General features: G+C 66.5%; 26 protein-coding genes. 13 read left to right on the top strand and 13 right to left on the bottom strand.

The annotated features are described in order from the left end of the window. On the top strand, positions 1–202 hold a 202-nt coding region (locus tag LIG30_RS12165), incomplete at its 5' end, for a DUF3175 domain-containing protein (protein WP_038712469.1). An 87-nt stretch (positions 203–289) separates the two neighbouring features. On the opposite strand, the gene LIG30_RS12170 is transcribed toward LIG30_RS12165, so the two are convergent. Continuing rightward, positions 290–1168, bottom strand: coding sequence for a MipA/OmpV family protein (locus LIG30_RS12170; protein WP_038712471.1), 879 nt, complete (start codon positions 1166–1168; stop codon positions 290–292). A 154-nt stretch (positions 1169–1322) separates the two neighbouring features. After that, on the bottom strand, positions 1323–3116 hold the full coding sequence (locus LIG30_RS12175; protein ID WP_038712473.1) for a methyl-accepting chemotaxis protein: 1794 nt from the start codon (positions 3114–3116) through the stop codon (positions 1323–1325). A gap of 278 nt (positions 3117–3394) precedes the next feature. On the opposite strand from LIG30_RS12175, the gene LIG30_RS12180 reads away from it, so the two are divergent. Next, positions 3395–4795, top strand: a complete 1401-nt coding sequence (locus LIG30_RS12180) for an MBL fold metallo-hydrolase RNA specificity domain-containing protein (protein ID WP_038712474.1) — start codon at positions 3395–3397, stop codon at positions 4793–4795. A 128-nt stretch (positions 4796–4923) separates the two neighbouring features. On the opposite strand, the gene LIG30_RS12185 is transcribed toward LIG30_RS12180, so the two are convergent. Both LIG30_RS12185 and LIG30_RS12190 read right to left on the bottom strand, forming a co-directional pair. Further along, complete coding sequence (locus LIG30_RS12185; protein WP_038712477.1) at positions 4924–5910, bottom strand: zinc-dependent alcohol dehydrogenase family protein; 987 nt, start codon at positions 5908–5910, stop codon at positions 4924–4926. Continuing rightward, positions 5891–6145, bottom strand: a complete 255-nt coding sequence (locus tag LIG30_RS12190; RefSeq protein ID WP_051994988.1) for a DUF3562 domain-containing protein — start codon at positions 6143–6145, stop codon at positions 5891–5893. Before LIG30_RS12190 ends, LIG30_RS12185 begins: the two co-directional genes overlap by 20 nt. A gap of 335 nt (positions 6146–6480) precedes the next feature. Between LIG30_RS12190 and LIG30_RS12195 the strand changes: the two genes are divergently transcribed. The 5 genes from LIG30_RS12195 (at position 6481) to LIG30_RS12215 (ending at position 10489) form a co-directional block, all read left to right on the top strand. Further along, positions 6481–6825: a c-type cytochrome gene (locus tag LIG30_RS12195; RefSeq protein ID WP_083494001.1), complete on the top strand. Its 345-nt coding sequence runs from the start codon at positions 6481–6483 to the stop codon at positions 6823–6825. Then, a complete protein-coding gene (locus LIG30_RS12200) occupies positions 6807–7241 on the top strand; it encodes a DUF3564 family protein (protein WP_038712537.1) in 435 nt (144 codons plus the stop codon). The genes LIG30_RS12195 and LIG30_RS12200 overlap by 19 nt, the downstream gene beginning before the upstream one ends. 51 nt (positions 7242–7292) lie before the next feature. Continuing rightward, positions 7293–8291: a TIGR00730 family Rossman fold protein gene (locus LIG30_RS12205; protein WP_083494002.1), complete on the top strand. Its 999-nt coding sequence runs from the start codon at positions 7293–7295 to the stop codon at positions 8289–8291. A gap of 234 nt (positions 8292–8525) precedes the next feature. Beyond that, positions 8526–8756 carry a hypothetical protein gene (locus tag LIG30_RS12210; RefSeq protein WP_152986074.1) on the top strand — a complete coding sequence of 77 codons (231 nt, stop codon included), beginning with the start codon at positions 8526–8528 and terminating at the stop codon, positions 8754–8756. Continuing rightward, entirely contained in the window at positions 8729–10489 is a 1761-nt protein-coding gene (locus LIG30_RS12215; protein WP_051994984.1) for a SulP family inorganic anion transporter, read from the top strand. Before LIG30_RS12210 ends, LIG30_RS12215 begins: the two co-directional genes overlap by 28 nt. 40 nt (positions 10490–10529) lie before the next feature. Here the strand turns inward: LIG30_RS12215 and LIG30_RS12220 are convergent, their stop codons facing one another. Continuing rightward, a complete protein-coding gene (locus LIG30_RS12220; RefSeq protein ID WP_038712480.1) occupies positions 10530–11180 on the bottom strand; it encodes a BON domain-containing protein in 651 nt (216 codons plus the stop codon). A gap of 106 nt (positions 11181–11286) precedes the next feature. Further along, entirely contained in the window at positions 11287–11721 is a 435-nt protein-coding gene (locus tag LIG30_RS12225; RefSeq protein ID WP_038712482.1) for an Hsp20/alpha crystallin family protein, read from the bottom strand. A 234-nt stretch (positions 11722–11955) separates the two neighbouring features. Between LIG30_RS12225 and LIG30_RS12230 the strand changes: the two genes are divergently transcribed. Further along, positions 11956–12432 (top strand): carboxypeptidase regulatory-like domain-containing protein, encoded by a 477-nt coding sequence (locus tag LIG30_RS12230; protein WP_051994985.1) that lies wholly within the window; start codon positions 11956–11958, stop codon positions 12430–12432. A gap of 79 nt (positions 12433–12511) precedes the next feature. Here LIG30_RS12230 and LIG30_RS12235 read toward each other — a convergent pair whose 3' ends face one another. From LIG30_RS12235 to LIG30_RS12260, 6 genes are all read right to left on the bottom strand, one after another. Then, a complete protein-coding gene (locus tag LIG30_RS12235) occupies positions 12512–13447 on the bottom strand; it encodes a universal stress protein (protein WP_038712483.1) in 936 nt (311 codons plus the stop codon). A gap of 274 nt (positions 13448–13721) precedes the next feature. Next, positions 13722–15104: an amino acid permease gene (locus tag LIG30_RS12240; protein WP_038712486.1), complete on the bottom strand. Its 1383-nt coding sequence runs from the start codon at positions 15102–15104 to the stop codon at positions 13722–13724. A 249-nt stretch (positions 15105–15353) separates the two neighbouring features. Then, positions 15354–16376, bottom strand: coding sequence for a VTT domain-containing protein (locus LIG30_RS12245; protein WP_038712487.1), 1023 nt, complete (start codon positions 16374–16376; stop codon positions 15354–15356). 201 nt (positions 16377–16577) lie between these two features. After that, on the bottom strand, positions 16578–17618 hold the full coding sequence (locus tag LIG30_RS12250; protein ID WP_038712488.1) for a zinc-dependent alcohol dehydrogenase family protein: 1041 nt from the start codon (positions 17616–17618) through the stop codon (positions 16578–16580). A gap of 98 nt (positions 17619–17716) precedes the next feature. Continuing rightward, entirely contained in the window at positions 17717–19471 is a 1755-nt protein-coding gene (locus LIG30_RS12255) for a PHA/PHB synthase family protein (protein ID WP_235510291.1), read from the bottom strand. A gap of 104 nt (positions 19472–19575) precedes the next feature. Next, a complete protein-coding gene (locus LIG30_RS12260) occupies positions 19576–20328 on the bottom strand; it encodes a beta-ketoacyl-ACP reductase (RefSeq protein WP_038712547.1) in 753 nt (250 codons plus the stop codon). 313 nt (positions 20329–20641) lie between these two features. Between LIG30_RS12260 and LIG30_RS12265 the strand changes: the two genes are divergently transcribed. The 5 genes from LIG30_RS12265 (at position 20642) to LIG30_RS12285 (ending at position 26131) form a co-directional block, all read left to right on the top strand. Beyond that, positions 20642–21481, top strand: a complete 840-nt coding sequence (locus LIG30_RS12265; protein ID WP_038712490.1) for a universal stress protein — start codon at positions 20642–20644, stop codon at positions 21479–21481. 17 nt (positions 21482–21498) lie between these two features. Next, on the top strand, positions 21499–21999 hold the full coding sequence (locus LIG30_RS12270; RefSeq protein WP_038712491.1) for a universal stress protein: 501 nt from the start codon (positions 21499–21501) through the stop codon (positions 21997–21999). After that, positions 21996–22832 (top strand): universal stress protein, encoded by an 837-nt coding sequence (locus tag LIG30_RS12275; RefSeq protein WP_038712494.1) that lies wholly within the window; start codon positions 21996–21998, stop codon positions 22830–22832. The genes LIG30_RS12270 and LIG30_RS12275 overlap by 4 nt, the downstream gene beginning before the upstream one ends. Positions 22833–23571: 739 nt before the next feature. Then, complete coding sequence (locus LIG30_RS12280; protein ID WP_200929675.1) at positions 23572–23916, top strand: hypothetical protein; 345 nt, start codon at positions 23572–23574, stop codon at positions 23914–23916. 49 nt (positions 23917–23965) lie between these two features. Continuing rightward, entirely contained in the window at positions 23966–26131 is a 2166-nt protein-coding gene (locus tag LIG30_RS12285; RefSeq protein ID WP_200929677.1) for a DEAD/DEAH box helicase, read from the top strand. A gap of 323 nt (positions 26132–26454) precedes the next feature. Here LIG30_RS12285 and LIG30_RS12290 read toward each other — a convergent pair whose 3' ends face one another. Then, positions 26455–26916 (bottom strand): hypothetical protein, encoded by a 462-nt coding sequence (locus tag LIG30_RS12290; RefSeq protein WP_038712497.1) that lies wholly within the window; start codon positions 26914–26916, stop codon positions 26455–26457. Positions 26917–26996 lie beyond the last annotated feature (80 nt).

Below are 26996 nucleotides of genomic sequence, written 5' to 3' on the forward strand. Positions count from 1 at the left end.
CGCGTCGGCCGACGCGATCGCGCAGGCGCTCAAGCGTGCCGCCGAGCGCAGCACGCGCCGCAAGGGGACGCCGTTTCAATCGGCGATGTCGATGTTGAACTTCTACATCAATCGCGCAGGCGCGAAGCTGCCGGACGACCGCCGCGCCACGCTCGAGCTGGCGAAGCAGAAGCTGCGCGAAGCGTTCGGGCGGCACGCATGACGCCCGCCCCGCTTGTCTGTTCAAGCCTGGCCAGTACGGTACAGCCTTAGCGCAACCAGACTTGATCGTGTGCAGTTCGATCCGCGTTCAGAACTGGTAATTCAACGAGAAATCGAACACGCCGTTGGTGGTCTGCTGGGTGATCGGGCTGCGCGCCGCCTGCCCGACGAGTTGCTCGACTGCGCCGTCGACCGTCAAGAACCAGTTCGGGCGGAAGAACCAGACCATCGTCACGCCCACGCCCGCCGAGCGGAGGCCCGCGCCCGGCGCATAGCTTCGCAGGCCGGAGCGGGCCGCCGCGCCTTCACCGACGCCGAACCAGCCGTTCATGTAGCGCGCATCGGCGAACGTCACGCTCGGCCCCGCGAACCAGTAGAAGCGCTCGGAGCTGCCGGGCATCGGCAGGTAGGCCGCAAGGTCGCCGACCCAGCCGTTCGAGCCGCCGATGCTGCGGCGAACGTCCGCGCGCAGCACCAGCGGAAATTCCTTCGAGATCACGTAATCGGCCGACAGCTTGATCACCGGGGCCGCATTGATGTTGTCGAGCCCGTCGAGGTGGCCGCGATCGTCCGCCGTGCGGCGGCCGAGGTCGTAGCCGGCGGACAGCGTCACCCGCCAGTTCGGCCCTCGCAGCACATTGACGCCGACGCCCTCGCCGGTCGACACGAAGAACAGGTCGCGATAGCGCACGTCGATGGTCGGCCCGCCCAGCACCCAGTAGCGGCTCGCGCCGGGGTAGCGCGGCTGCAGCGCCATCGCCGCGCCGACGGTGACTTCCCAGTCTGCCTGTTGCGGCTCGAACATTTTTTCGAGCGGCACGCCCGCGGAATATTGCCACTCGCCGAGCGGCGACGGCGTCTGCGCGTGCGCGCCCGGCCATGCCCCGGTCGTCAGCGCCACAAAAGCCAACGCGCCGGCGATACGCCGGCGCGCGGGAAAACGTCGCAAGAGCGGAGCGATGGCCATCGGCGATCCCTGTCTGTCGCATGGTGACAGAGCAAGTATCACCCGGGAACGGCCACGCCTGCACGCGCAAAGTGACAGAACATGGACGCGGCGCACGCATTCGCCGCATCGCGGCGCATCGGTTGCCCCGCCCCTTCGCGCGCGTCGCGCCGCGTCAGGCGACCCGGAACTGCCCGACCGTCTGGGCGAGCGCGTTCGCCTGCGTCTGCAGCGCGGTGGCGGCGGCCGTCGACTGTTCGACGAGCGCGGCGTTCTGCTGCACCATCTCGTCGAGCTGCGTGACCGCGCGGTTCACTTCCTGGATGCCGCGGGTCTGCTCGTTCGCCGCATGCGTGATCTCGGAAATGATGGTCGTCACGTTGGTGACGTTCGAGACGATTTCGCGCATCGTCTCGCCGGCCTGGCGCACCTGGCCCGAGCCGTCGGCGACGCACGCGACCGTCGATTCGACCAGCACCTTCACCTCGCGCGCGGCCTGCGCGCTGCGTTGCGCGAGGCTGCGGACTTCCTGCGCGACGACCGCGAAGCCGCGGCCCTGCTCGCCCGCGCGCGCCGCTTCCACCGCGGCGTTCAGCGCCAGGATGTTGGTCTGGAACGCGATGCCGTCGATCACGCCGATGATGTCGCCGATCCGCCCGGAGGCTTCCTCGATCTTGCCCATCGTCGCGACCACGTCGGACACCACCGAGCCGCCGTGCGACGCGATCTTCGACGCGGCGGCCGCGCGCTCGTCGGCCTGGCCGGCCGCGCTGGCGGACTGGCCGACCGTCGCCGTGATCTCTTCCATCGACGCGGCGGTTTCCTCGAGGCTCGCCGCCGCCGATTCGGTGCGCGACGACAGATCCTGGTTGCCGGCCGCGATCTCGTTGGCGGCGGTGCGCACGGATTCGCTGGCGTCGCGGATCTGCAGCATCACGCGGTTCAGCTTGTCGACGAACGCGTTGAACGAGCGGGCAATGTCCGTCACCTCGTCGCGGCCGTCGGCGGGCAGGCGTTGCGTCAGGTCGCCGTTGCCGGAACCGATCGCCGCCATTGCATTGCGCACCTGCGACAGGCGACGGAATATCGTCGTGGTGATCGCGCCGACGATGACCGACGCAATTGCGACGATCACGATAAGCGTGATGAGCGACGCGGTGAGGAGCGAGCGCATGCCCGCCGTCGCTTCCGACTTGTCGAGTGCGACCACCGCATACCAGTCGGTGCCGGCGACCGGCTGCGCGCGCATCAGCTTCGCTTCGCCGTTGACGTGCGCCTCGACCGGCGCGGTCGCGCTCGCGAGCGCCGCCGGGGAAATGCTCAGATCAGGCATCAGATCGGTGACGGGCTTGAGGGTCAGCTTCGGATCGGAGTAGGCGACGATGTGGCCGGCGCTGTCGAGCAGCATCCCGAAGCTCGCGGGCGTCGGATGAATCGCCTTGACGTTGGCGACCACGACGTCCATCGCCACGTCGGCCGACACGACCGCCTTGACCGCGCCGTCCCGGATCACGGGCACCGCGACCGCGACGACCATCTTGCCCGACTGGATGTCGAGGTAAGGCATCACGACCGCCTTGCCGGCCGCCGCCGCGGCCTTGTACCACGGGCGCGCGGTCGGGTCGTAGCCCGGCGGGATGCCGGTCGGGTCGGAGAATCTGGACGTCTTGTCGGCATAGCCGACATAGACGTTCATGAAGCCGCCGGCATCGGCGACCTGCTTGAGCATGGGCAGCGGATCGGCGCCGAGCACCGGCTCCTGCAGCGACGAGATCATCCGGATCTTCGACGCGACCCAGTCGTTGATGCCGACCACGTGACCGCTGGCGACGGAGGTGAGGTTCCGATCGATCGCGTCGTCGTTATACGACTTCGCAATGAAATAGTTGATCAGGGTGGTGGCGACAAGCGCGAATACGACGATGGCAACGCAAGCCGTCAGGATGCGTGCGCGAATGGACGAGAACATGGGTAATGACTCAGTAGATCGTGCGCGTACGCGCGGGGAAAACCATTCAGGTAAACGGCGTCCGCGTGGATTACTTGAGGGTGGTTGCGCCAAATCAACGCCGCGCCGGGGGGCGGATGCTATCCCCAGGCCGCCTGTTGGCGGCCCGGCGAGCGCGGCCGCACCGGGGCGCCCTCGCCTGACGAGCGCATGATCCATGTCAAGCGCCACCCCGCCCTTTGGTGTGCAATCTGATCTGATTCGTAAGACACATTCGCCACGGGCGAACCGGAGCTGTCATGAAACTCACGTTCCTCGGTGCGACGGAAACCGTCACCGGGTCCCGCTACCTGCTGGAAGGCGGCGGTCGGCGCATTCTCGTCGATTGCGGGCTGTTCCAGGGCACGAAAAATCTGCGGCTGCGCAACTGGAGCCCGCTGCCCGTCCCGCCCGACACGATCGACGCGGTGATCCTCACGCACGCGCACATCGACCACAGCGGCTACCTGCCGCTGCTCGTGCGCGACGGCTTTCGCGGGCCGATCTATTGCACGCCCGGCACCGCCGACCTGTGCGAGGTGATGTTGCGCGACGCCGCGAGGCTGCAGGAGGAGGAAGCCGATTTCGCGAACCGCCACGGCTATTCGAAGCACCATCCGGCATTGCCGCTCTACACGCTGGAGGACGCCGAGCGCGCGCTGCGGCAGTTCGTGCGGCGCGATTTCGACGTACCCGTCGAGCTGGGCGAGCAACTGCACTTCCGGTTGCTCCCGGCGGGCCACATCCTCGGCGCGGCGAGCGTCGTGGTGTGCTGGCAGCACAAGGTGCTGGCGTTCTCGGGCGACGTCGGGCGCCCGAACGACCCGATCATGCGCGCGCCCGCGCCGCTCGCGCATGTCGACTACCTCGTCGTCGAGTCGACGTATGGCGACCGTCTGCACGATGCCGGCGACCCCGAAACGGAACTGGCCGAGCTGTTCGAGAAAACCTTCGCGCGCGGCGGCGTAGTCGTGATGCCGTGCTTCGCGGTCGGGCGCACGCAGGAAGTGCTGCACTACATCGCGCGGCTGAAGGAGACGGGCCGCATGAGGCCGGTGCCGGTCTATGTCGACAGCCCGATGGCGACGAGCGTCACCGAGCTGTATGCGCACCACGTCCGCGAGCACCGGCTCACGCATTCGCAGGCGGAAGCGATCGCCCATGCGGCGGTGATGGTGCGGACTGTCGAACAGTCGAAGGCGATCGCCGCGCATCACGGCCCGATGGTCATCCTCGCGGGCAGCGGCATGGCCACCGGCGGGCGCGTCCTTCACCATCTCGCGCAATACGCGCCGGACAGCCGCAACACGATCGCGCTCGTCGGCTATCAGGCGGCCGGCACGCGCGGCGCGGCGCTCGCCGCGCATGCGGAAACGATCAAGCTGCACGGCGAATACGTCCGGGTGCGCGCGCATGTCGAGATGATCGCGTCGCTGTCCGCGCATGCGGACTACAGCGAGATCATCGAGTGGCTGCGCGCGGTCACGACGACGCCGATCCGCACGTTCGTCACGCATGGCGAGCCGGCCGCGGCCGACGCGATGCGCCGTCGCATCCAGGAAACCCTCGGGTGGCCGTGCGAAGTGCCGACCTATCTGCAAAGCGTGGATCTCGACGCGGTGCAGGCGTCGAGCGACGCCCCCGCCGCGCTGGCCGGCTAGGCCCAGCGCAAGCCCGTTATTCGCGTGAACAGGCCCTGAGCCGGCCTGGGTCGCCCGCGCCGGGCACGGCGCGCATCGGGCGGCGCAGCGATGCGCCGCCTGTCGTTGCACACGCCGCGGCTGCGGCGTCAACGCATCGTCAGGACCGCCGCGCCGGACAGGCGTCCGGCACGCAGGTCGTCCAGCGCGCGGTTCGCGTCCGCGAGCGGATAACGCGTCGCCTCGATCTCGAGCGGGATCTCGCCGGCGATCGCCATGAACGCGTCGCCGTCGGCGCGCGTCAGGTTCGCGACCGACAGCAGCTTGCGCTCTTCCCACAGCAGCGAATACGGGAATGACGAGATGTCCGTCATATGAATGCCGCCGCACACGACGGTGCCGCCCTTCACCACCGCCGCCAGCGCGAGCGGCACGAGCGCGCCGACCGGCGCGAAGATCAGCGCCGCGTCGAGCGGCTCGGGTGCGCGGGTGTCGCTGCCGCCCGCCCAGCGCGCGCCCAGCCGCAGCGCGAGCTGCTGCGCGGCGGTGTCGCCCGGCCGCGTGAACGCATAGACCTCGCGCCCCTGATGGCGCGCGACCTGCGCGACGATGTGCGCGGCCGCGCCGAAACCGTAGATGCCGACGCGGCGCGCGTCGCCCGCGAGCGCGAGCGTGCGATAGCCGATCAGCCCGGCGCACAGCAGCGGCGCCGCATGCACGTCGTCGTAGCCCGGCGGCAGCCGCAGGCAATAGTGTGCGTCGGCGACGGTGCGCTCCGCGTAGCCGCCGTCGATGGTATAGCCGGTAAAGCCCGGCGCGTCGCACAGGTTCTCGCGGTCCGCCGCGCAAAACGCACAATGCCCGCACGTGTGGCCAAGCCACGGCACGCCGACGCGTTCGCCGACCGTGAAGCCGGTCACGCCCTGCCCGAGCGCCGCGACGGTGCCGACGATCTCGTGGCCGGGAATCACCGGCCGCTTCGGCTCGGTCAGGTCGCCGTCGACGACGTGCAGGTCGGTGCGGCATACGCCGCACGCATGCACGTCGATCAGGAGCTGGCCGGGGCCGGGCGACGGGTCGGGCAGATCGCGGAGGAGCAGGTGCGGCGAGACGCCGTCAAAGACCATTGCGCGCATGGTGTGCTGACTGGATGGGGAAATAACCGGGCGGAGCGCCGCTCGAGCCGTCGTCGTCCGACAGCATCCGCTCGCGCAAATGGCGAATCGCGAACACCCGAATGTAATCGTGAACGCGCGCGCCGGAAGACAGCGCACGCACTTCGTCCTCGAGCATGTGACGCAACTCCTCTTCCGCGATCGAACGGCTCGCGGCGGCTCGCACCAACGACTCGAACAAACTGTCCTGTGACATCGACTGACTCCTCACTCGAAGCGACGAAAGGTTGATGTATTGGAAGCGTAGAGACTGGAACGCGAAACGGCCACGATGCCGCCGACTGCCCTTGCGCTGCATCAATTGCCACAGCGCCGCATGCAGCGGCCGGCGCGCGCCGGACATCCCGAGCCGGACACGGATCGGCAGCCGGCGAACGAATGCGAGCGGATTCGCGCGGACGATACGAGGAAATGCCACGCCACCCCGAGGGCGCGGCGCCGGCGCGTGGCGCACGCGATTGACGTGCGTCAACGGCCGGCGCAGACACGACCTTAGACTGGTCGAACCCATCTCGTCAAGGGACGCGCACCGTGAACCATTCGCTGAAAACTGCCCTGCTCGTCACCGTGACCGCGTTTGCCTGCATCGCGCGCAACGCCGCCGCCGAACAGGTCGCCGAGCCGACCGAACTGGTCGACCAGCAACACTGCATGTTCTGTCATACGCCGGACACGCCCTTCCTCGCACCATCTTTTCATCAGATCGCCGAACGCTACCGCGACACGCCGAACGCGCACCTGATGCTCGAAGACAAATTGCGCCGGGGCGGCCGCGCGCACTGGGGCGACACGCCGATGCCGAGCGCAGCCGAGCGCGGTGGGCCGCTTTCCGCAGAGGATGCGAAACGGCTGATCAACTGGGTCATGAGCCAGTAGCGCATCGCCCCGAACCGAGCCGCCATTCACCACAGGAGTCCGCCGTGCGTATCACCGTCCATCTCGACACGTTCGACAGCGCCGATCCTTCCGCCTATGCGATCCTCTGGCTCGCCCCGGCCGAGCACAAGTGGTCTTGCGAGGGGCACGCCGGCATGCACCTTCCCGCGTGGGGCATGCTCGAACCCGCCGACAACGGCGTGCGCGTGACCGCCCCTGACGTCGCGCACCCGCTGTTCGTGCTCGACGATTTCGCGTACGGATCAGGGCAGGACCCGTACGAAGGCGCATCGGGCGAAGCGCGCTGGTATCGCCACGCACACCATACGCCGGTCACCGGCCACTGGCATGTGCAATGCGTCGACACCGAATCGACCGAGCCGGAGCACCGGCTGTTCGCCGATGACGCGAGCTGAACGCTCGCCCCCGGCGCGCGCCGCGCGCGTTCCCGCCCCGACACACATGACATGAAGGCACGCCCGTCGCGCGGCGCGGCAAAGTCGCCGCGCCCCGCCTCCACCCGCATCGCGCTCGCGCCCCGCAAGCCGTTGCGCCGCAAGCGCCCGGCGCTTTCCGCCACGCCGCCGGGCGCGACGAAGGCCGCGCTGTCGCCGCGCGTGCGCCGGCTGATCGCGAGTCCGGCCTATCTGCCCGCTGACGAGGATGCAGGTTTTCTCCAGCAGCCCGACATGTGCGGCGTGCGGCTGCAGCTCGACTACTGGAAAACCGAGTCGCGCCTGCAGCGGCTCGGCATCACCGATACCGTGGTGGTGTACGGCAGCACGCGGATCGTGTCGTCGTCGGTCGCGCGACGCCGGCTCGCCGACGCGCAGCGCGCGCTCGCCGCGCGCCCGAACGCCCCCGAATGCCTGCGTGCGGTGCACACGGCGACGCGCCTGCTCGAGCGCAGCGGCTATTACGAAGTCGCGCGCGAACTCGGCAATCGGGTCGGCCGCACGCATGACTCGGCCCCGCCGACGCTGCACATCATCACGGGGGGCGGGCCGGGCATCATGGAGGCCGCCAACCGCGGCGCGCACGAAGCCGGCGCGCCGAGCATCGGCCTGAACATCTCGCTGCCGCACGAGCAGTTTCCGAACCCGTACGTGACGCCCGAGCTGTGCTTCCGGTTCCACTACTTCGCGATCCGGAAGCTGCATCTGCTGGAGCGGGCGCGCGCGGCGGTGTTCTTCCCCGGCGGCTACGGCACCTGCGACGAGCTGTTCGAAGTGTTGACGCTGCTGCAGACGGGCAAGATCGCGCCGCTGCCGGTGGTGCTGGTCGGCGAGTCGTTCTGGCGCGCCGCGATCCACTTTGACTTCCTGGTCGACGAGGGGATGATCTCGCCCGAGGATCTCGCGCTGTTCACGTTCTGCGAAACCGCCGATGAAATCTGGTCGGTCATCGGTGCGCACGACGCGACGCGCGCGGCGCGGGCGGCGCGGGCGGCGCGGGCGGCACGGTGATACGCCGGGAATCGGCAGATGCGCCGCGCGCCTGTCGGGAATTTCCGACAGACAGGCGGCATTCGTTGACGCGATGTTCAGCGCGACCTGCTTGGCGGCGCGCAGCCGGCACACGATACTGAAGACATGGACACACGTTTCGCGCCGGGCCTTCGCCGCCCCGGCGACGCGAAGGAAACCCGGCCATCGGCGCGTCAGCCGACACGGCCTGCCCTGTTCAATGGAGGTGCCACGATGAAACGATCCGCTCCCCCCCGCATGCCGCCGCGCGCCATCGCGATCTCCCGCGCCGCTCCCGTCGCATGGCCGCCGCGCGCAGCCACGGCGACAGCCGCAGCGCTCGCCGGCGCGCTGTGGGCCGCACGACCCTCGGCGGTGGCCGGCGCGGCACTGGCGAGCCTCGCCGCCGCCGCCGGCACCGCATGGCTGCTGGCTGGATGGCTGCACCGCCGCGCCGGCCGCTGATCGCCGATATGCTGTCGCGCTGGCTGCCCGGCCTCGCGACACTGCGCCACTACCAGCGCGACTGGCTTGCGAAGGACGTGTTCGCGGGCGTCGTGCTGACCGCCGTGCTCGTGCCGGTCGGCATGAGCTACGCGCAGGCGGCCGGCCTGCCCGTCAGCGCCGGGCTCTATGCAACGATCGCGGCGCTGGTCGGCTATGCGCTCGCCGGGCCGACCCGCGTACTGGTACTCGGCCCGGATTCCGCGCTCGCGGCGCTGATCGCGGGCGCGGTCGCGCCGCTCGCGCACGGCGATCCGCGCATGGCCGTCGACCTCGCGGCGATGCTGGCAATCCTGTCCGGCGCGTTCTGCATCCTGATCGGCCTGCTGCGCCTCGGCTTCGTCACCGACCTGCTGTCCAAACCCATCCAGTACGGCTATCTGAACGGCATCGCGGTCACGCTGATCGCCGGCCAGCTGCCGAACCTGTTCGGCTTCCGCGTGCCGACCGGCGCGTTCGTCGACACGCTCGGCCAGGTCGCTGCGCGCATTGCCGGCGGCCAGTTCGATCCCGCGCCGTTCGCGCTCGGCGCCGGATGCATCGCGGCGATCGTGCTGCTGCGGCGCTTCGCGTCCGCGTGGCCGGGCGTGCTGATCGCGGTCGTCGCGACCACGCTCGTCAGTCTCGCGCTGCCCGATGCATGGACGAGCCGGGTCGTTCGCGTCGGCGCGCTGCCGGCGGGCATCCTCGCGCCGCACTGGCCCGCCGTCAGCTGGGACGACGGCCTGCGGCTCGTCGCAGACGCGTTCGCGACCGCGCTCGTGTCGTTCGCCGACATCAGCGTGCTGTCGCGCGTGTTCGCCGGCCACGGCCGCCACGAAACCGACCGCAACCAGGAGGTCTTCGCGCTCGGCGTCGCCAACCTGCTCGCCGGCATGTTCCGCGGTTGCGCGGTCAGCAGCAGCGCGTCGCGCACGCCGGTCGCGATTGCGTCCGGCGCGCAGACGCAGGTGACGGGACTGGTCGCGGCCGCGTGCCTCGTCGTGCTGCTCGGCGCGATACCGACGCTGCTCGCGCGCGTGCCGCAAGCGGCGCTCGCCGCGGTGGTGATCGCGGCATCGATCGCGATCGTCGATCTGCACGGCATGGCACGGCTCTACCGGATGCGGCGCAGCGAGTTCGCGGTGTCGGCCTGCTGCTTCGCGGGCGTCGCGCTGCTCGGCGTGATGCCGGGCATCTTCGTCGCGATCGGCATATCGCTGCTGTCGTTCGTGTGGCGCGCGTGGCACCCCTACGACGCGGTGCTCGGCCGGGTGGACGGCACGCGCGGCTATCACGACGTGTCGCGCCACCCCGACGCGCGCCGTACGCCGGGGCTGGTGCTGTTCCGCTGGGATGCACCGCTTTTCTACGCGAACGCGGGCATTTTCCGCGAGCACGTGCTCGACGCGATCGACGCGGAGACGGCGCCGGCGAACTGTGTCGTGATCGCCGCCGAGCCGATCACCGACATCGACGTGACCGCCGCCGACATGCTGTCGGCGCTGCGCGCCGAACTCGAAGCGCGTCACGTGCAGCTGTGGTTCGCGGAACTGAAAGGGCCGGTCAAGGACCGGTTGCGGGACTACGGGCTGTACGCGCAGATCGGCGCCGCGCATTTCTTCCCGACCGTGACCGACGCGGTCGCGCATTACGCGCGCACGCGCAGGCCCGGCGGCGTCGCGCACGCGCCGGACGATGCCGGCGCCGAATAGCGCCGGCGAGTGGAAACGGCAGGGCCGCCTCGGCGGCGGCTTATTCGACCACCAGATTGTCGACGACTGCGCGCACGCCGGGCGCCGACCACGCCGCGCCCCGCGCGACTGCGCGTTCCGCGTACGAGCCGACCTTGCCGTTCAGCGTCACGGTGCCGTCGTGGACGATCACCTCGATGTGCTTCGCTTCGCGGTCGGCGTGGCGCTGCATCGCCTTGCGGATGTTCGCGCCGATGTCGCCCGGCGCCACGTCGCCGCCAACCTCGATCTGGTCGGACACGCCCGTCACGCCGCGCATCTGCGAGATCGCCCGCAGCGCGAGCTGCCGCTGGTATCCCCAGTCGACCTTGCCCGTCAGCGTGACCCAGCCTTTCTCGACCTGGACCTTGATCACCTCGTCCGGCAGGCCGACCGTCCAGTGGAGCACCGCGCGCACGGCCTTCGCGACGTCTTCGTCGGTGTGATGGTCGTCGTGCGGCAGATGCACTTCCATCTCGACCACGACCGCCTTCACGCCCGCCACGCGATGCGCGGCCTTTTCGGCCGCGACTTTCTCCGCATAACTCGCCGGGTGGCCCGACAACGTCACCACCCGATCCTCGACCTCGACGCCGATGCGGGTCGCGTCGACGGCCGGATCCCACTCCAGCTCGTCCTCCACATCCTGCTTCACCTGCTTGTCGGTCTTCATCTCACGCTCCTGAACACGCGGCACGCCGCTGCGACCGGATCAACCCGTTTCGCACGCGCTCGCGCATGCATTGCTTCCCGCGCATCGCGGCGTGCCGGGCGTGCGATCAGCTGATCGTCACCCGCGTCTGCTCGGCGCGCGACTTCTTCGGCAGCGTCAACGACAGCACGCCGTCCTGATACTGCGCGGTCGCCGCGGCATCGTCGATGTCGGTGGCGAGGGTGAACGAGCGGCTGAACGCGCCGGAATAGCGCTCGCGGCGGATCACGCGCTCCCCTTCCTTCTGCTCTTCATTGCGCTCGACCTTCGCGCTGATCGAGACCGTGCTGCCGTCGATGCGGATATCGATGTCCTTCTTGTCGACGCCCGGCATTTCCGCCTTCACCGTGTATGCCGTTTCATTTTCCGTAACGTCGATCTTCATCGACGCCAGTTGGGACTCCTCTGCACCAGCCATCCCGCGCAGCGGACGGAACAGCCCCTGGAACAGGTCCGATACCGGCTCGATCGAAAACGGGTCGTAACGTGACAGATTGCTCATTGCGCTCTCTCCTCAAACGTCCCTGACGATGCAGGGTCGACTAGCCGATGGATTCGGCCACCAACCGGATGCGCGGCGGACGCGCCGACGCGCGAAACATGCCTTGCATGTCAGCGTAATCCGTGCTGAGCCGGCCGGATTGATCCACGTCAACGGGCCGTATACGCGGGCCGGTACGCTGGTTTTCCCGACGCCGCACGCCGTGGCGCTCGTTCGATGGAGAGAAGAAACGTGATGAACCGGATGCGTGGTCGCGCATGCTGCGCCGTGCTGGTCTGTGGTCTGCTGCTGACGGGCGCCGCACCCGCGCAGGAGAGTCCCGCGCCCGTCACGCGCGGCGGCGTGACCTACCTGACTGGCGGCATCGGCAGCGACGAGGCGCAGACAATGCGCGCGGCTGCCCCGCATTACAACCTGCGCCTGCTGTTCACCACAATGCGCGGCACCTATCTGTCCGATGCGGAGGTTGCGATTCAGGCGCTCACCGGCACGGCCGCGCTCGATGCGCGCGCCGAGGGGCCGTACTTTTACGCGAAGGTGCCGCCCGGGCGCTATCGCGTCGCCGTTCGCCTCGACGGCGCATGGCAAAGCAGGCTCGTGACGGTGCCGGTACGCGGCGGCGTGGCGCTGGATTTTCACGGCGGCGCATCGCACAACGGCACGGCGGCGAGCCCGTGCGAGCGCTGTGGGCCGGCGCACGCGACGCCCTGAGCGCGCATGGCGCGGCGCGGGACGTCCCCACGCCGCGCGGCCACCGGCGATGCGGTCGGTGGCTGGCCTCCCGCCGCCCTCAGTCCTGGCCGCGCACCAGCAGCACCGGCACCTGCGCCAGTTGCGCGACGCGCCGCGCCACGCTGCCGAGCAGCCAGCCGGCCAGCCCGCGCCGACCGTGCGTGCCGACGACGAGCAGGTCAGCGTGCCAGTGCACCGCCTCGCGCATCACCGCGTGCGCGACGTCGTCGCTGGTCGGATGGGTTTCGAGCAGGCTGCGCTTGGTCGGATTGTCCCGGCCTGCGAACAGCGAGCCGACTTCGGCCAGTGCGGCCTGCCCTTCGGCGCGGTACGCATCCTCGAGCGAGCGCACCGGCACGAGATCCGTCAGGCGCACCGCGCGATCCACGACATAGGCGGCGTAAAGCAGCGTCGACGGGCTCGCGAGCTGCATCCCGACACGCACCGCGTGCAGCGACGGCTCGCTGCCGTCCACCGCGAACATCATCCGCTGCGGCGGCGATTCGATCGGGCGCTCGTACCCGGCCGGCACGATCAGCAACGCGCTGCGCGCGCGCTTCATCACCGTCTCCGACACCGTGCCCTCGACGAGCCGCAACAGCCCGTGATGCTGCCGCGCGCCGATCGCGAGCAGGTCCGCCTGCCAGGCGGTGGCGTCGGCGATGAGCGCATCGGCGGTCGTGCCGCCCGTCGCCGAGGTATCGACGATCGCCGTTTCGAGCTGCGCGCCGCTGTCCGCGAACGACGGCGTGACGCGGTCGAGCGCGGCTTGCGCTTCGCGCGCCAGCTCGTCGCGGGCCGCCGCGAGCAGCGAATCGACCTTCGGCAAGTCGGGCAGCAGCACGCGCGGGTTCTCGACGACGCTGGCGACACGCAGCTGCATGCCGGGGCGCAACAGCGTGCGTACGTACTGCGCGGCGCGCAACGATGCGGGCGTCGTATCGACGGCGAGCTCGATCCGGTTGACGGACGGGGATGGTTGGGCGGTCTGCATGAAGAAGGTCTCCGTTCGTTGCGTTTCGTCCGCAACGAGAAACCAGCGGCAGCCGCGGAGGCGCGGGACGCAGCGCGGTAGACGGCGCGCGGCCTGGCCGGCTTGCGCGCCGGCGCCCGGGATACGGCAGCGTGGTTCGCGGACGAACGATGCCGTCAGGATAGAGCCTGGACTCGGGGGATCACTGATCCAGGTCAAGCCTGGCGAGCGCGCGTGGCGCGCGCCGCCGGCACATCGCGCGCTGCCCGGGCGGGCACCGCGCGACGCGTATTGCTTACGAACCCGCCGACACCGACGGCGCCGGGCGATTCGCGTAGAACACCGCGTAGGCGACCGCGAGCGCGGCGATCCACAGCGGCCCGATCGCCAGGGCGATGCGCGTGTCGGGCGAGAACGCCATCAGCACGACCACGAGGGTCAGGAATGCGATCGCGATGTACGAGCCGAACGGATAGAACGGCAGGCGGATCGGCAGGCGCGCGACCTGGTCGGCCGACAGCGTGCGGCGGAACCGCATCTGCGCGATCAGGATCACGCCCCACGTCCAGATCGCGCCGAACGTCGAGACCGACGTGAGCCACACGAACACGTGCTGCGGCGCGAGGTAGTTGAGCAGCACGCCGACCAGCAGCAGCGCGACCGACACGATCACGCCGTAGACCGGCACGCCCTTGTCGTTCACGCGGCCGAGCATGCGCGGCGCCTGGCCTTGCTGCGCGAGGTTGTAGAGCATCCGCGCGGTGCTGAACAGGCCGCTGTTGCACGACGACAGCGCGGCGGTCAACACGACGAAGTTGATGATGCCGGCGGCGGCGGGAATACCGAGACGCGAGAAGGTCATCACGAACGGGCTGCCCTGCGTGCCGATCTGGTCCCACGGGTAGATCGACATGATCACGAACAGTGCGCCGATGTAGAAGATCAGCACGCGCCAGAACACCGAATTCACCGCCTTGGTCAGCGACTTCTCGGGGTTGCGCGCTTCACCCGCGGTCAGGCCGAGCATCTCGACGCCGAGGTACGCGAACATCACGATCGGCAGCGCGCCGATCACGCCGCTGATGCCGTTCGGCATGAAGCCGCCGTGGCTCCACAGGTTCGAGATGCCGGTCGCGACGCCGCCGTTGCCGATGCCGAGCGTGATCATCAGCGCGCCGCCGATGATCATCAGCACGATCGTGACGATCTTGATCAGCGCGAACCAGAACTCGAATTCGCCGTACAGCTTCACCGCGATGAAGTTCACGCTGCCCATCATCAGCAGCGCGACCAGCGCCCAGACCCAGTTCGCCACGCCGGGGAACCACATGTGCATGTAGACCCCGACCGCGGTGATTTCCGCCATGCAGGTGACGATCCAGACGAACCAGTAGGTCCAGCCGGTCAGGTAGCCGGCGAGCGGGCCGATATAGTCGCGCGCATAGCGGCTGAACGCGCCCGCGACGGGATTGTGGATCGCCATTTCGCCGAGCGCGCGCATGATCAGGAAGATCACGATGCCGCCCAGCAGATACGTCAGGAGAATGGCCGGACCGGCTGCGCGAATGGCAGTCGCCGAGCCGAGGAACAGGCCCACGCCGATTGTCGCCCCCAGCGCCATCAGGTTGATGTGGCGCTCTTCCAGCCCGCGATGGAGCTGGTCGTCTTGTTTTTTCACGTACGTCTCCAGGCAGCCTCGGTCTGGCCGCCGTCATTGTGTTGAGTGTGCGCGCGGTGTGCGCAACCCGGTTCAGGCGCGGTATGCCGCGCCACGAATTAGTGCGCGATGGCGCGCACGAAACAGGCAGGCGCGATTATAAGAACCTTCCGGCGGATCGCGCCAGTCGATTTTTTGGGGGAATGGGAAAAAGACGAAAAAAACGAATGCCTTTTGGAGGGCGGGCGGTGCTTTCGCAGCCCGCGCCGCCTATTTCGACAGCGTTGCGCGGACCGTGTACTCGCCGTCCATCACGCCGTGCTCGCGCGGCACCTCGTACTTCGACGCATCGAAGTCCGTCGGCAGCGGCTCGACCGGGTAGCCGTGCTTCTCCCACGCGTCGAGGCCGCCCTTGAGCGCCCTCACGTGGTGGATCTGCTTGCGGTGCAGCTTGCCGACGATGCGCTTCGCGGTCGCCTCGTTCGGGCACACGCAGTAGACGACGATCGGCCGCTTCATCAGCTCGGGATCGAGCTGGTCGGGCGAATCGAGATCGAGCGGATACGCGCCGGCGATCCGGTACGCTTCGCGTTCGCGCACGGCGCGCGGGCGTGCGTCGAAGATCAGCGGCGGATCGTTGGACCGCATCATCTCGTCGAGCTGCTGCGGCGAGACCCGCATCTGCGCGAGCCAGCGCCGGAACTGCAGGCGGCGCACCCAGCGATACAGCACGAACGTGATGAAGATCGCCGCGAACGCGTCGAGGATCGTGCCGCCGCTCGCGCGCAGCCACAGCACGAGCTGCACGATCTGGTCGTGCACCGCCGCGCCGCCGACCAGCCAGAAGGCCGCCCACAGCGACGCGCCGGCCAGATCCCACAGCAGGAACACGCCGACGCCGATCGCGGTCGTCCCGAGCAGCGGCGCGGACACGAGGCCGAGCCCCGGCAGGAACTTGGCGAGCACGAGCAGCGGCGCGCCGTGCCTTTCGAAAACATTACGCGCGATCCGCACGGTGGTGTCGAGCGACAGCGAGAACCGCACGAGACCGTTGATCAGACGCCGGCCGCGCGTGCGGCCCATGAAGAACCACAGCGAATCGGCGATCATCGTCGCGCCGACCGCCGCGCAGAACATGCTGCCGTACGACGCCTGCCCCATCGCGGCCATCGTCCCGCCGAGGATCAGCATCGGCACGGCCGGCACCGGCATGCCGAGCTGCGTGATCAGCACACTGGCGAACACGGCCCACGGGCCGAGCGATGAGGGGATAGCGACGGGAAAGTGCCACACGGCGGCGCTCCTGGAGGTCGATGCAGATGGTGTCATCACGCTCGACGTGATCGACCGTGCAACGGCCGGCCCCGCATTCCCGCTGCGAGGACGGCATCGGGCGAATTGTAAACGGGTTTGGCGATTGCCGTGCAGGAGCGGCGCGCGGCGCGTCAAGCCAGCGCCGGCCGCGCGATTGCGGCCGGCGCCGGCCTGTGCCGCTCAGGAGACTTCGATGATGACCTTCAGCGCGTGCGTATCGGCCGCGTGCCCGAACGTTTCATACGCGCCGAGCACGTTGTCGAGCGTGAAGCGGTGCGTGATGAGGCGCGTCGGGTCCAGCTTCCCGGAACCGACCGTCTTCAGCAGCATCGTCGTGCTCGACGTATCGACGAGCCGCGTCGTGATCGTGATGTTGCGATCCCACAGCTGTTCCAGATGCAGGTCGGCCTTCACGCCGTGCACGCCGACGTTCGCGATCACGCCGCCGGGCGCGACGAGCTGCTGGCACAGCTCGAACGTGGCCGGAATCCCGACCGCCTCGATCACGCAGTCGGCGCCGACCTCGCCGGTCGCCGCGCGCAGCTCCGCCACCGGGTCGCCCTGACGGTTGTTCACGCAAGCGGTCGCGCCGAAGCGCTTCGCGACCTCGAGCCGGTTCGGGTCCGGGTCGATCATCACGATGTGGGCCGGCGAGAAGAACTGCGCGGTCAGCAGCGCGGCGAGCCCGATCGGGCCGGCGCCGACGATCGCCACGGTGCTGCCCGGCTGCACCTTGCCGTTCAGCACGCCGCATTCGAAGCCGGTCGGCAGGATGTCCGACAGCATCACGAGCGCTTCCTCGTCCGCGCCCGGCGGAATGCGGTACAGGCTCGTCTGCGCGTGCGGAATCCGCACGTATTCGGCTTGCGTGCCGTCGATCCGGTTGCCGAGGATCCAGCCGCCCGTCGTGCAGTGCGAATACATGCCGCGGCGGCAATACTCGCACTGCCCGCACGACGTGATGCACGAAATCAGCACGTGGTCGCCCACGGCGAATCCCGTCACCGCGCTGCCGACCTGCTCGACGATGCCGACACCTTCGTGGCCGAGGATGCGCCCCGGCTCGCAGCTCGGCACATCACCCTTCAGGATGTGCAGATCGGTGCCGCAGATGGTGGTGCGCGTGACGCGCACGATCGCGTCGGTGGGCGCCTGCAGGGCCGGCATCGGCCGCTCGTCGAGCGACTTCTGACCGGGACCGTGATAAACGAGTGCTTTCATGTGGGTTTCTCCGATGACGGATGCCCGTCACTTTAGGAACTGGCTGGCGGCGCGCCGTTGACCTGCGTCAAGCGGCGTCGCGCGGGCGCGCCGCGTGATCAGGATTCGAAGATGTAGGTGCCGGGCGCGGCGGCGAGCCCTTCCGTCGCCTCGCGCGCCGCGACCTTGCCGGACGAGCGATCGGCGAGCCATGCGGACCAGTGCGGCCACCACGAGCCGTCGACGGGCGGCGTCTCGTCGAAGAACGCATGATCGCTGCGGTACGGCGCGTGCGGCTCGCGCGTCGCGCAGCGGTAATGCCGGCCGGCGTGGCCCGGCTCCGACACGATGCCCGCGTTGTGGCCGCCCGACGTCAGCAGGAACGTCAGCGTGTGATGCGTGAACAGATGCAGCTTGTACACCGACCGCCACGGCGACACGTGATCGCGCTCGGTGCCGACGACGAACAGAGGCGTATCGATGTCCGTGAGCGCCACCGGCTTGCCGCCGACGCAATAGCGGCCCTCGGCGAGATCGTTGTCGAGGAACAGATGCTTCAGGTATTCGCTGTGCATCCGGTACGGCATCCGCGTGGTGTCCGCGTTCCACGCCATCAGGTCGTTCGGCTTCAGGCGGCGCCCGAGCAGATACTCGCTCATCATGCGCGACCAGATCAGGTCGCGCGCGTTCAGCAGCTGGAACGCCGCGGCCATCTGTGCGCCGTCCAGGTAGCCCTGCCGCCACATCAGCGCGTTGAGCGCGGCGAGTTCGCTCGCGTCGATGAACAGCCCGAGCTCGCCCGGCTCGCTGAAATCGGTCAGCGCGGCGAGCAGCGTGATCGTCGCGAGCGCGTCCGCGTTGCCATCGCGCGCGAGCGCCGCCGCGCCGATCGAGAGCAGCGTCCCGCCGAGGCAGTAGCCGGTCGCGTGCACGCGCGCATCGCAGCGCGCCTGCACTTCGCGCAGCGCGGTGAACAGCCCGTGCTCCAGGTAATCGTTGAGGCTGACGTTGCGCGCTTCGGCGCCGGGATTGCGCCACGAGATCGCGAAGACCGTGAAGCCCTGCCCGACGAGATGCCGGATCAGCGAATTGTGCGGCTGCAGATCGAGGATGTAGTACTTCATGATCCACGACGGCACGATGAGGATCGGCTCGCGCGCCACCTGCGGCGTCGTCGGCGTGTACTGCAGCAGCTCGAACATCTCGTTGCGGAACACGACGCGCCCGGGCGTCACCGCGAGCTCGTGCCCCGGACGAAAATTCCGCGGCGGTGCGGAAGGCTGGCCGCGCAGGTGCGCGAGCATCGCCTCCATGTCCTCGCGCCAGTGCCGCGCACCGGCCGCGAAGTTCATCCCGCCGCTGCGCACCGTCGCATCCAGCACGACCGGGTTCGTCGCGACGAAGTTGCCCGGCGAGCACGCATCGACGCATTGCCGCGCAAAAAAACGCACGATCTCCTCGTGATGGCGGTCGACGCCCGGCATGCCGGTCGTCGCATCCTGCCACCACTGCTGCACCGCCAGAAACGTGTCGCGGTACGCGCTGAACGGCCACTGCGACCAGACCGGGTCGGCAAACCGCGGGTCGCCGCCCGCATGCGCGCGTGCGGTGTGGTGCGCCGTTTCCGCGGCGTCGGGCGCGGCCGGCACGAACGGCACCGCGGCGGTGGCCGCGCGCCACGCCTCGGTGGCGAGGTCGACGCACTTTCCCGGCGACACGGCCAGGTGCATCGCCCAGTCGAGGCCCGCCATCGCCAGCGACGTGGGCGACATGCCGAGCGTCGCCGCCGCGACCATCGCATGCGCGGCACGATCCCACGCGTCGCCCACGGGCGGCGTCGGCGCGTCGCATTCGCCCTGCGCCGGGGCCGGCATCCGCGCCGGCGCGCCGGCGTGCGCGTGGGTCACCTCGTGCGGCGCGGCCGGCTCGCCGGCCGCACGCATCGCGGGCTCGTTGGCCGCATGTCTGCGCGCGGGGCTCATTGCATGTGCATCCCGCCGTTGATGGCGAGATCCGCGCCCGTGATGAATGCGCCGTCGTCGGAGCAGACGAACGCGATCAGCGCCGCGATCTCGTCCGGCTTGCCGAGGCGTCCGACGGGAATCTGCGGCAGGATGCGCTTCTGGAGCACCTCCTCGGGCACCGCCTCCACCATCGATGTCGCGAGGTAGCCCGGCGAGATCGTGTTGACCGTCACGCCATGCCGCGCGGTTTCGAGCGCAAGCGCCTTCGTGAAGCCGTGCAGGCCCGCCTTCGCTGCCGAATAGTTGGCTTGCCCGAACGCGCCGCGCGAGCCGTTCACCGAGCCGATGTTCACGACGCGGCCGAAGCCGCGCTCGACCATGCCGGGCAGGAACGGCTTCGTGACGTTGAAGACGGAGTCGAGGTTGGTCCGCAGCACCGCGTCCCAGTCGCCCTTCGACATCTTCGCGAAGGTCGAATCGCGCGTGATGCCCGCGTTGTTGACCAATACGTCGACCCGTCCCAGATCGGCCAGCACCCGCGCCGCGCAACGCTCGCACGATGCCGTGTCGGCGACGTCGACCCCGTACGCGTGGAAGGTGCGCCCCGCTTCGCGCTCGTGCGCGAGCCAGGACTCGACATGATCATTTCGTTCGGAATGCGATACGGCCACGGTCATTCCGGCCTGATGCAAACGGCGGCTGATCGCCGCGCCGAGCCCACCCATGCCCCCGGTGACGAACGCGACGCGCGTAGTCTGCTGCTGCATTGCTCTCTCCTTGATGATCCCGATTCGTGACGATGAGATAAAGCCGGTGGCGCGTGCGCCGTCCGGACACGTGGCGATCCGGGCCGGGCGCGGCCGGCGCGATCCGCTCCGCGTGACGCCGGCCCGGCGATCACCGCATCAATGTATGCAACCTGCCGAATGGCCCGTTGACTTGCATCAAGCGCGGCGTGCGGCTGCCCGGCGCGGCACGCCCGGAGCGCCGTTGATCTGCGTCAAGCGGGCGGCCGGCGCCGCTCATAGACTGGAGGGCATACGCGGGCCGGCCCGCCGACGGCATCGAGGAGATCACACGATGAACTACAAGAGCATTCTGGTTCACCTGGACGCGAGCGACCACGCGCACCCCCGGCTCGAAGTCGCGCTGCGTCTCGCGAAACATTTCAACGCGCACGTGACGGCGATCTTCGCGATCTATACGCCGGAGCCAACGTCGTTCTATCTGATGGCCGGCTATGCGGACTATTTCGCGGAGCGCGACCGTCAGCGCGGCGAGCGCCGCGCGGCGCTTGAACGGCTGTTCCATGCGGAACTCACCCGCGCGAAGCTGAAGGGCGACTGGGTCGTCGCCGGCACGCGCGCGAACGACGCGGTACCCGAGCAGGCGCGCTACGCGGATCTCGTCGTCGCCGGCCAGACCGACGCGAACGATCCCGAGACCTACATCGACGATCATTTCCCGGAGAACCTCGTGCTGTCCGCCGGCCGGCCGGTGCTGTTCGTCCCTTACGCGGGCGCGTTCCCGACGATCGGCAACCGCGCGCTCGTCGCGTGGGACGGCAGCCGCGAAGCCACGCGTGCGCTCCATGACGCGGAACCGTTCCTCGCACACGCGAAACAGGTCACCGTCGTCACGATCGCCGGCGGCAAGGGCGAGCCGCTCGGGATGCGCATTCCCGGCTCGGACATCGCGCTGACGCTCGCGCGCCGCGGCCAGAAGGTCGACGTGATCACCGTCGAGGAAGGCGACAGCCGCAATGTCGGCGAGATCCTGCTGTCGCGCGCGTATGAAACCGGCACCGACCTGCTCGTGATGGGCGCATACGGCCATGCGCGCTGGCGCGAACTCGTGATGGGCGGTGCGACGCGAACGCTGCTGCAGTCAATGACGCTGCCCGTGCTGATGTCGCACTGAGCGGTTGGGAGGTCTTCATGTATTCACACATCCTCGTCGCGCTCGACGGAAGCGATACCGCGTCGCGCGCGCTCGACACCGCGTTGCAGCTTGCGGCCGACACCGGCGCCGAGCTGCATCCCGTCTATGTCGTCGATATTCCCATTCTCGCGTTCGACACCCCCGGCTACGATCCGTCGCTGCTGCTCGACGCGTACCGCGCCGAAGGCGAGCGCGTGATCGCCACGACACTCAGCCAGATGACCAGGCGCGGCGTGAAAGGCAATCCGCGCGTCGTCGAGGTCGAGCCGCCGAGCGAGGATGTCGCGCATCGCATCGAGCTGGCCGCGCGCGAATCGCACGCGGACCTGATCGTGATGGGCACGCACGGCCGCCGGGGCGTGTCGCGCATGATGCTCGGCAGCGTCGCGGAACGGGTGCTGCGGCTCGCGACCTGTCCCGTGCTGATGATTCCGGCGCGCGGCGCCAGCCCGTCGCCGGCCGAGACCGGCACCCACACCACGGAGGAAACGCGATGAATTACAAGACCTTGCTGGTGCATCTCGACGACAGCCGTCATTGCGACGCGCGGATGAACTTCGCGCTCGATCTCGCGCAGCAATGGGACGCGCATCTGATCGGACTGTACGTCGTGTGCCAGGACCTGCTTCAGCCGCTGTTCCGCGCCGACGAAAGCCTGCGGCTCGGCGAGAACGAAGCGCAGCACGCCGAGCGGCGGCAGGCCGTGCATGACCGTTTCCACGCTGCCGCCGAGCGGGTCGGCCGGGCCGTCGAGTGGCGCGCGCCGGCCGGATCACCGACCGAGGTCGCGACGCTGCACGCGCGGCATGCGGATCTGCTCGTGCTCGGCCAGTACGATCCCGACGAGCCGGCCTCGTACATCGCGCGCAACTTCATCGAAGACCTGCTGATGGGCTCGGGCCGTCCGGCCGTCGTGCTGCCCTACGCCGGCCTGCCGAAGACCTTCGGCGAGAATGTGATGATCGCGTGGGACGGCAGCCGCGAGGCGGCCCGCGCGGTCGCCGACGCGCTGCCGCTGCTCAAGCGCGCGCGCTTCGTGACGATCGAGGCGGTGCAGCGCAGCCACGGCGCCGAAGCGGACAACGCGCCCGCCGGCATCGATCTCGCCGCGTATCTGGAACGGCACGGCATTCGCGCGTCGTTTTCGGCGACGCCGCATGTGCCCGGCGTGAAGACCGGTGCCGTGCTGCTCAATCGCCTGTTCGATGTACATGCCGACTTGCTGGTGATGGGCGCATACGGTCACACGCGGGTGCATGAGCGTGTGCTCGGCGGCGTCACGCGAACGATCCTCGAGTCGATGACCGCGCCGGTGCTGATGTCGCACTGAGCGGGAAAGAAGTGGCCGGGCCGTTCAGGACGGCTCGGCATCGTGTCTTGGCGCCCGGTGACGGGCGTTTTTTTGTTCTTCGCGGTTTTCTGGGGAAAGGCGCTTGTCGACCCACTTCGGTCAGACAACTTTCTCCAAACCGGTTAACAACCAGATCCAGATTTTGCAAACTGGAGTGCCACTAAGCGGCTGTTGGCAACCTCACCAAATCGGCCAACATGAGCCACTCGGCGGAGGTACCAGTCCGCCATTCGGGCGCCGGTGATTGCCCGTTAGCAGTCGTTCAATATACGTTCCGATTTCATGTTGCGCGGTCGCCAAGGCGATGAGTTCGACCGATGCCCATGAAATGCGTGCCCATTTTCCGAGAGACATCTGTTCGACGACGCGAATCCCGAATCGGATCTTGCGGGCGTCGATATGCGCTACGTATCCAATTAAAGAATACCGTGATTGTGTCGTTACAAGTTGTTAGCACGTGTGCTGGGTCGACTTCGCCCAAGTCTCAAAGTAGCCCCACAGCCACAGACGTTAGTCTCTACTTTCAACAGGATCATCTTGCTATACTTCATCGAATGGTATAGTGCCCTTATGGCTCCTCCAGCCCCTTCGCTGGCTCAGCTACCCAGTAGAAGAGGCCAATTCAGAAAGCCCAAAAATGTCTGCCAGAACCCCAGGCCGCTGCGATGGATGCAGCGGGAGGATTTCAGAGACTGTGGCCCCTTTGGATATTTGAGTTATGGATGGCGTTATTTTCAAGCAAACCGGTCAGTACGCAATGTGCTGTGTAGAGAACTTGTCCGATGAGATGAAGACGGCACTAAGGGACAACCTGACACGGATTTGCCACGGCGCCGACTTAGCCAGCCGTAACATGGTGATTTTCAAGTATAAGGCCACCCTGAAGTCATTTTGGGATCGCTATTCCACCAAGGATTTGAACACCCGGACTGGTATGCTAGGTGAGCTACTAGCTCACGTAATCATCCTCAAAAAACTCGACAATTTTGATGTCGTTTCCCCTTTCTTTAATATGGAAGAGAAACACATCAGGAAGGGGTTCGACCTCGTCCTTTATCGGTAAGTCTTTTGAACAAGACGAACGACTCAGCAGGTCTTTTATCCAAAACATCGTGAGCAGTTACGTAGATACGTTCCGGGATCAGGGCATGGTGCTCACGGAGCAACAGGATACGCTGAGAACTTTCGTCCAAGACGAATATGAGAATTCGTCAGTTGTTATCGCTCCCACCTCTTATGGGAAGTCCGAGCTAATTATTAAGTCTGCCAAAGACAACCCCTCCAAGCGCATACTTATCTTGGTGCCATCGAAAGCGTTATTGGCCCAGACGAAGAGGCGGCTAATTTACGCAGATATCCCGAATCTGGGCAAGATTGTAACGCACCCTGAGATGTACTCGCCCGAGCGAAACAATCGACTTTTTGTGCTTACGCAAGAACGCCTGAATCGGCTACTTAACGAATACAGCACACTAAAATTCGACATGGTTTTTGTCGACGAGGCTCACAACCTCCTTCAGGGCGATAGTCGCAATGAACTCCTAGCTACAATGCTATGTATTTTGGGCGCCCGGAGCCCCCAGACCTCATTCAAATTTCTAACCCCATTCCTTTGCGATGAACTCAACGTTCGAGTTCGTTACCTGGACATGACGCCCAAGGGCTTCAGGGTCGATGAATATATCAAGTCTGAGCGTTTCTACGTTCGAGACTTCAGGACTGGAAAAAACGATGGCAAACTGAAGCTCTACGATCACTTCCTCAACCAATGGTTAGAAATAGACAAAAAGTACAAAAACTGCTTCGATCTGATCAAACGCGAATCGCTTGCCAAAAATATCATTTACGGCAACACCAAGAAACGGATTGAGCAGTTCGCACTTGAACTCGCCGAGAAGTTGCCTGACATTGAATGCCCATTGGTTAAAACAGCTTGTGATGAGCTTGAAGATGCATTCGATAAGCGGTATCGGCTCATCTCGTGCTTGCGCAAGGGCGTGATGTACCACCACGGCTCCATCCCTGACACCATTCGGCTGTATCTGGAGAATTTGTTCCACCAGTCCAAGGCTATGAAATATCTGGTGTGCAACTCCACGCTGCTTGAAGGCGTCAATCTTCCGATTGAACGTCTTTTCGTATTTGACTACTCGAAAGGACCAGGAAATCTGACCTCATCCCAATTCAAGAACTTGATTGGTCGCGTAAACAGGTTCAGTGACGTATTCTCACCCGAAGCGGGAGCTACGCTTAAAAAGCTGGAGTCGAGTATCTATCTCTTAGGTGTAGATGGCTTCACAAACAAAAGATCTAACCTCCTCACATTTTACGAAAAATCCGTAAATGTCTCGAAGGTAGACCACGACAGCGTAAGCAACGTTCTTCTTGAGGCGACACCCATCATTGATGGCGAGGTCGCAGACCGTCATCGCGACGCTGTAGCAAGGCTTGAGAACCTTCAGCCAGGTGTGGTCACTGGCGCAGAATGCAAGTACGTGAAAACGGAGGTTGGCCGTCTACTGATTGCCAACAGCGTTAGCGAAATCGATGTTTTCACCTCCGAAAACAAAATTGACGAAGCCATAAATATGTCGGTTGAGGCGAACGGCTTGATCGACAATGCCGACCGGCTGCTGCTGGAAATCAAGACATGCTTCATCGACAAATTCGATGACAAGCGAAAGTATAGCGATCTGAAACGGCTCCAGAATCAAGCGACTATTGATTTTTACGCTATGTTCTTGGACTGGAAATTGAAGAGATACAGCGTTAAGCAAGTTCTGAGATCTACGCTAAAATACTGGCGCGAACTCCCTGAAAAGAAAGGGACTGATTTTGTTTACGTGTCGAATTGGGGCGACACTAAGTACGGGGATAGCCATTACCCATACTGGGTCAGGATTTCAACCAAGGATGACGCAGAGAAAGTCAACCTCGCCATCGTTCGGCTGAAAGAAGAAGATGACTTTTTTGACAACAAAATTTTCAAATTTGTAGAGGTTCTGAATGGTGTGGGCGCTGTTGATCCCGATTTTTACAAGCGGATCAAGTATGGCACCACCGACGACGCGAAGATCAAGTTGATTCGCGAGGGTTACAGTCGCGGGCTGGTCGAGTTATTGCTGGATCGATACCCCCGATACGTTCGCCTCGATAACAATGGCGAAATCCAGGTCAGCTCCAGGGTCATTGGGCTCATGAGGGACAATGAAGAGAGCGATCTGCTCATCTTTGAAGCCCAGATGAACCTGAAAGCTGCTTCTGTACCATCAGCATAACTCTGGTAGGTATCGCCGAAGCCATGCCCAGCCATCTTGATTTTTCGATTTGGAGGACTGAACGGTTTTTCCGGTTTATAAGCAGTGACACCCAAAATTACTGCGAAAAGGGGACGGATGTATATAGAGAACAGGCTGTCCGCCCCTGGCCGACTACAGCCTGTCCGCAAGCGCCCTCCCCGGAAATCCGCGAAAAACCTTTTTGGGGCGCGTCTCCCGGCCACGCAGGGCCGCGAGCGTGCTCGGCGGACACACCCCACCCCGCCCGGAACGCGCCGCCCCGCCCGTCGCACGGCGATGCATCCCGGCGCGCACACCGCGCGTCAGTCGACCGTGATCGTATGCGCGAGCATCGTCGTGAGCACGATCCCGCCCAGCATCGCGAGGCTGCCCCGGTTCTCGAGGAGATAAACGACGGGGTCTCCATGCATCTCGCCCCGCACGGTGGCGATCCACAGGCGCGCGAACAGGTAGATGAAGCCGAGCGCGACGACCCACAGCAGATTCGGGTATCCATAGCGCAGCGTCGTGCCGGGCGCACGGATGAACAGGCCGAACACCACCACCGCGGCGAGCGCCGCGCCGATGCCGAGCGGCCTGAGGACGTCGAGATCGCTGGCCTGATAGTCGCGCTCCGACGCGGCCGGACTGCCGCGCTGGCGCAACGACACGAGCTCGGCGCAGCGCTTGGCGAGCGCGAGGCTCAGGAACGCGAACATGGAGAATGCGAGCAGCAGCACCGTGCCTGCCGCCGCGGCGCCAAGCGGCAGCCGTCCGATCGCCAATGGCCGCACGCGCTTGCACGGGGGGCGGCGATCGCTGTTCCGAAATCGCCGCCAGCGTCTATCGCGCCAGCCCGATCGCG

This window comes from Burkholderia sp. lig30 (assembly GCF_000687455.2).
Lineage (GTDB): Bacteria > Pseudomonadota > Gammaproteobacteria > Burkholderiales > Burkholderiaceae > Burkholderia.

What these genes read in the sequence shown, in the direction of transcription:
- LIG30_RS12275 (WP_038712494.1), top strand. Translation starts at nt 21,996, where the DNA reads ATGAATTACAAGACCTTGCTGGTGCATCTCGACGACAGCCGTCATTGC.
- LIG30_RS12270 (WP_038712491.1), top strand. Translation starts at nt 21,499, where the DNA reads ATGTATTCACACATCCTCGTCGCGCTCGACGGAAGCGATACCGCGTCG.
- LIG30_RS12235 (WP_038712483.1), bottom strand. Translation starts at nt 13,447, where the DNA reads ATGCAGACCGCCCAACCATCCCCGTCCGTCAACCGGATCGAGCTCGCC.
- LIG30_RS12220 (WP_038712480.1), bottom strand. Translation starts at nt 11,180, where the DNA reads ATGAAGACCGACAAGCAGGTGAAGCAGGATGTGGAGGACGAGCTGGAG.
- LIG30_RS12185 (WP_038712477.1), bottom strand. Translation starts at nt 5,910, where the DNA reads ATGCGCGCAATGGTCTTTGACGGCGTCTCGCCGCACCTGCTCCTCCGC.
- LIG30_RS12210 (WP_152986074.1), top strand. Translation starts at nt 8,526, where the DNA reads ATGAAACGATCCGCTCCCCCCCGCATGCCGCCGCGCGCCATCGCGATC.
- LIG30_RS12175 (WP_038712473.1), bottom strand. Translation starts at nt 3,116, where the DNA reads ATGTTCTCGTCCATTCGCGCACGCATCCTGACGGCTTGCGTTGCCATC.
- LIG30_RS12255 (WP_235510291.1), bottom strand. Translation starts at nt 19,471, where the DNA reads ATGCCGGCCCCGGCGCAGGGCGAATGCGACGCGCCGACGCCGCCCGTG.
- LIG30_RS12180 (WP_038712474.1), top strand. Translation starts at nt 3,395, where the DNA reads ATGAAACTCACGTTCCTCGGTGCGACGGAAACCGTCACCGGGTCCCGC.
- LIG30_RS12250 (WP_038712488.1), bottom strand. Translation starts at nt 17,618, where the DNA reads ATGAAAGCACTCGTTTATCACGGTCCCGGTCAGAAGTCGCTCGACGAG.
- LIG30_RS12170 (WP_038712471.1), bottom strand. Translation starts at nt 1,168, where the DNA reads ATGGCCATCGCTCCGCTCTTGCGACGTTTTCCCGCGCGCCGGCGTATC.
- LIG30_RS12205 (WP_083494002.1), top strand. Translation starts at nt 7,293, where the DNA reads ATGAAGGCACGCCCGTCGCGCGGCGCGGCAAAGTCGCCGCGCCCCGCC.
- LIG30_RS12280 (WP_200929675.1), top strand. Translation starts at nt 23,572, where the DNA reads ATGGATGGCGTTATTTTCAAGCAAACCGGTCAGTACGCAATGTGCTGT.
- LIG30_RS12225 (WP_038712482.1), bottom strand. Translation starts at nt 11,721, where the DNA reads ATGAGCAATCTGTCACGTTACGACCCGTTTTCGATCGAGCCGGTATCG.
- LIG30_RS12260 (WP_038712547.1), bottom strand. Translation starts at nt 20,328, where the DNA reads ATGCAGCAGCAGACTACGCGCGTCGCGTTCGTCACCGGGGGCATGGGT.
- LIG30_RS12230 (WP_051994985.1), top strand. Translation starts at nt 11,956, where the DNA reads ATGAACCGGATGCGTGGTCGCGCATGCTGCGCCGTGCTGGTCTGTGGT.
- LIG30_RS12215 (WP_051994984.1), top strand. Translation starts at nt 8,729, where the DNA reads ATGGCTGCACCGCCGCGCCGGCCGCTGATCGCCGATATGCTGTCGCGC.
- LIG30_RS12190 (WP_051994988.1), bottom strand. Translation starts at nt 6,145, where the DNA reads ATGTCACAGGACAGTTTGTTCGAGTCGTTGGTGCGAGCCGCCGCGAGC.
- LIG30_RS12265 (WP_038712490.1), top strand. Translation starts at nt 20,642, where the DNA reads ATGAACTACAAGAGCATTCTGGTTCACCTGGACGCGAGCGACCACGCG.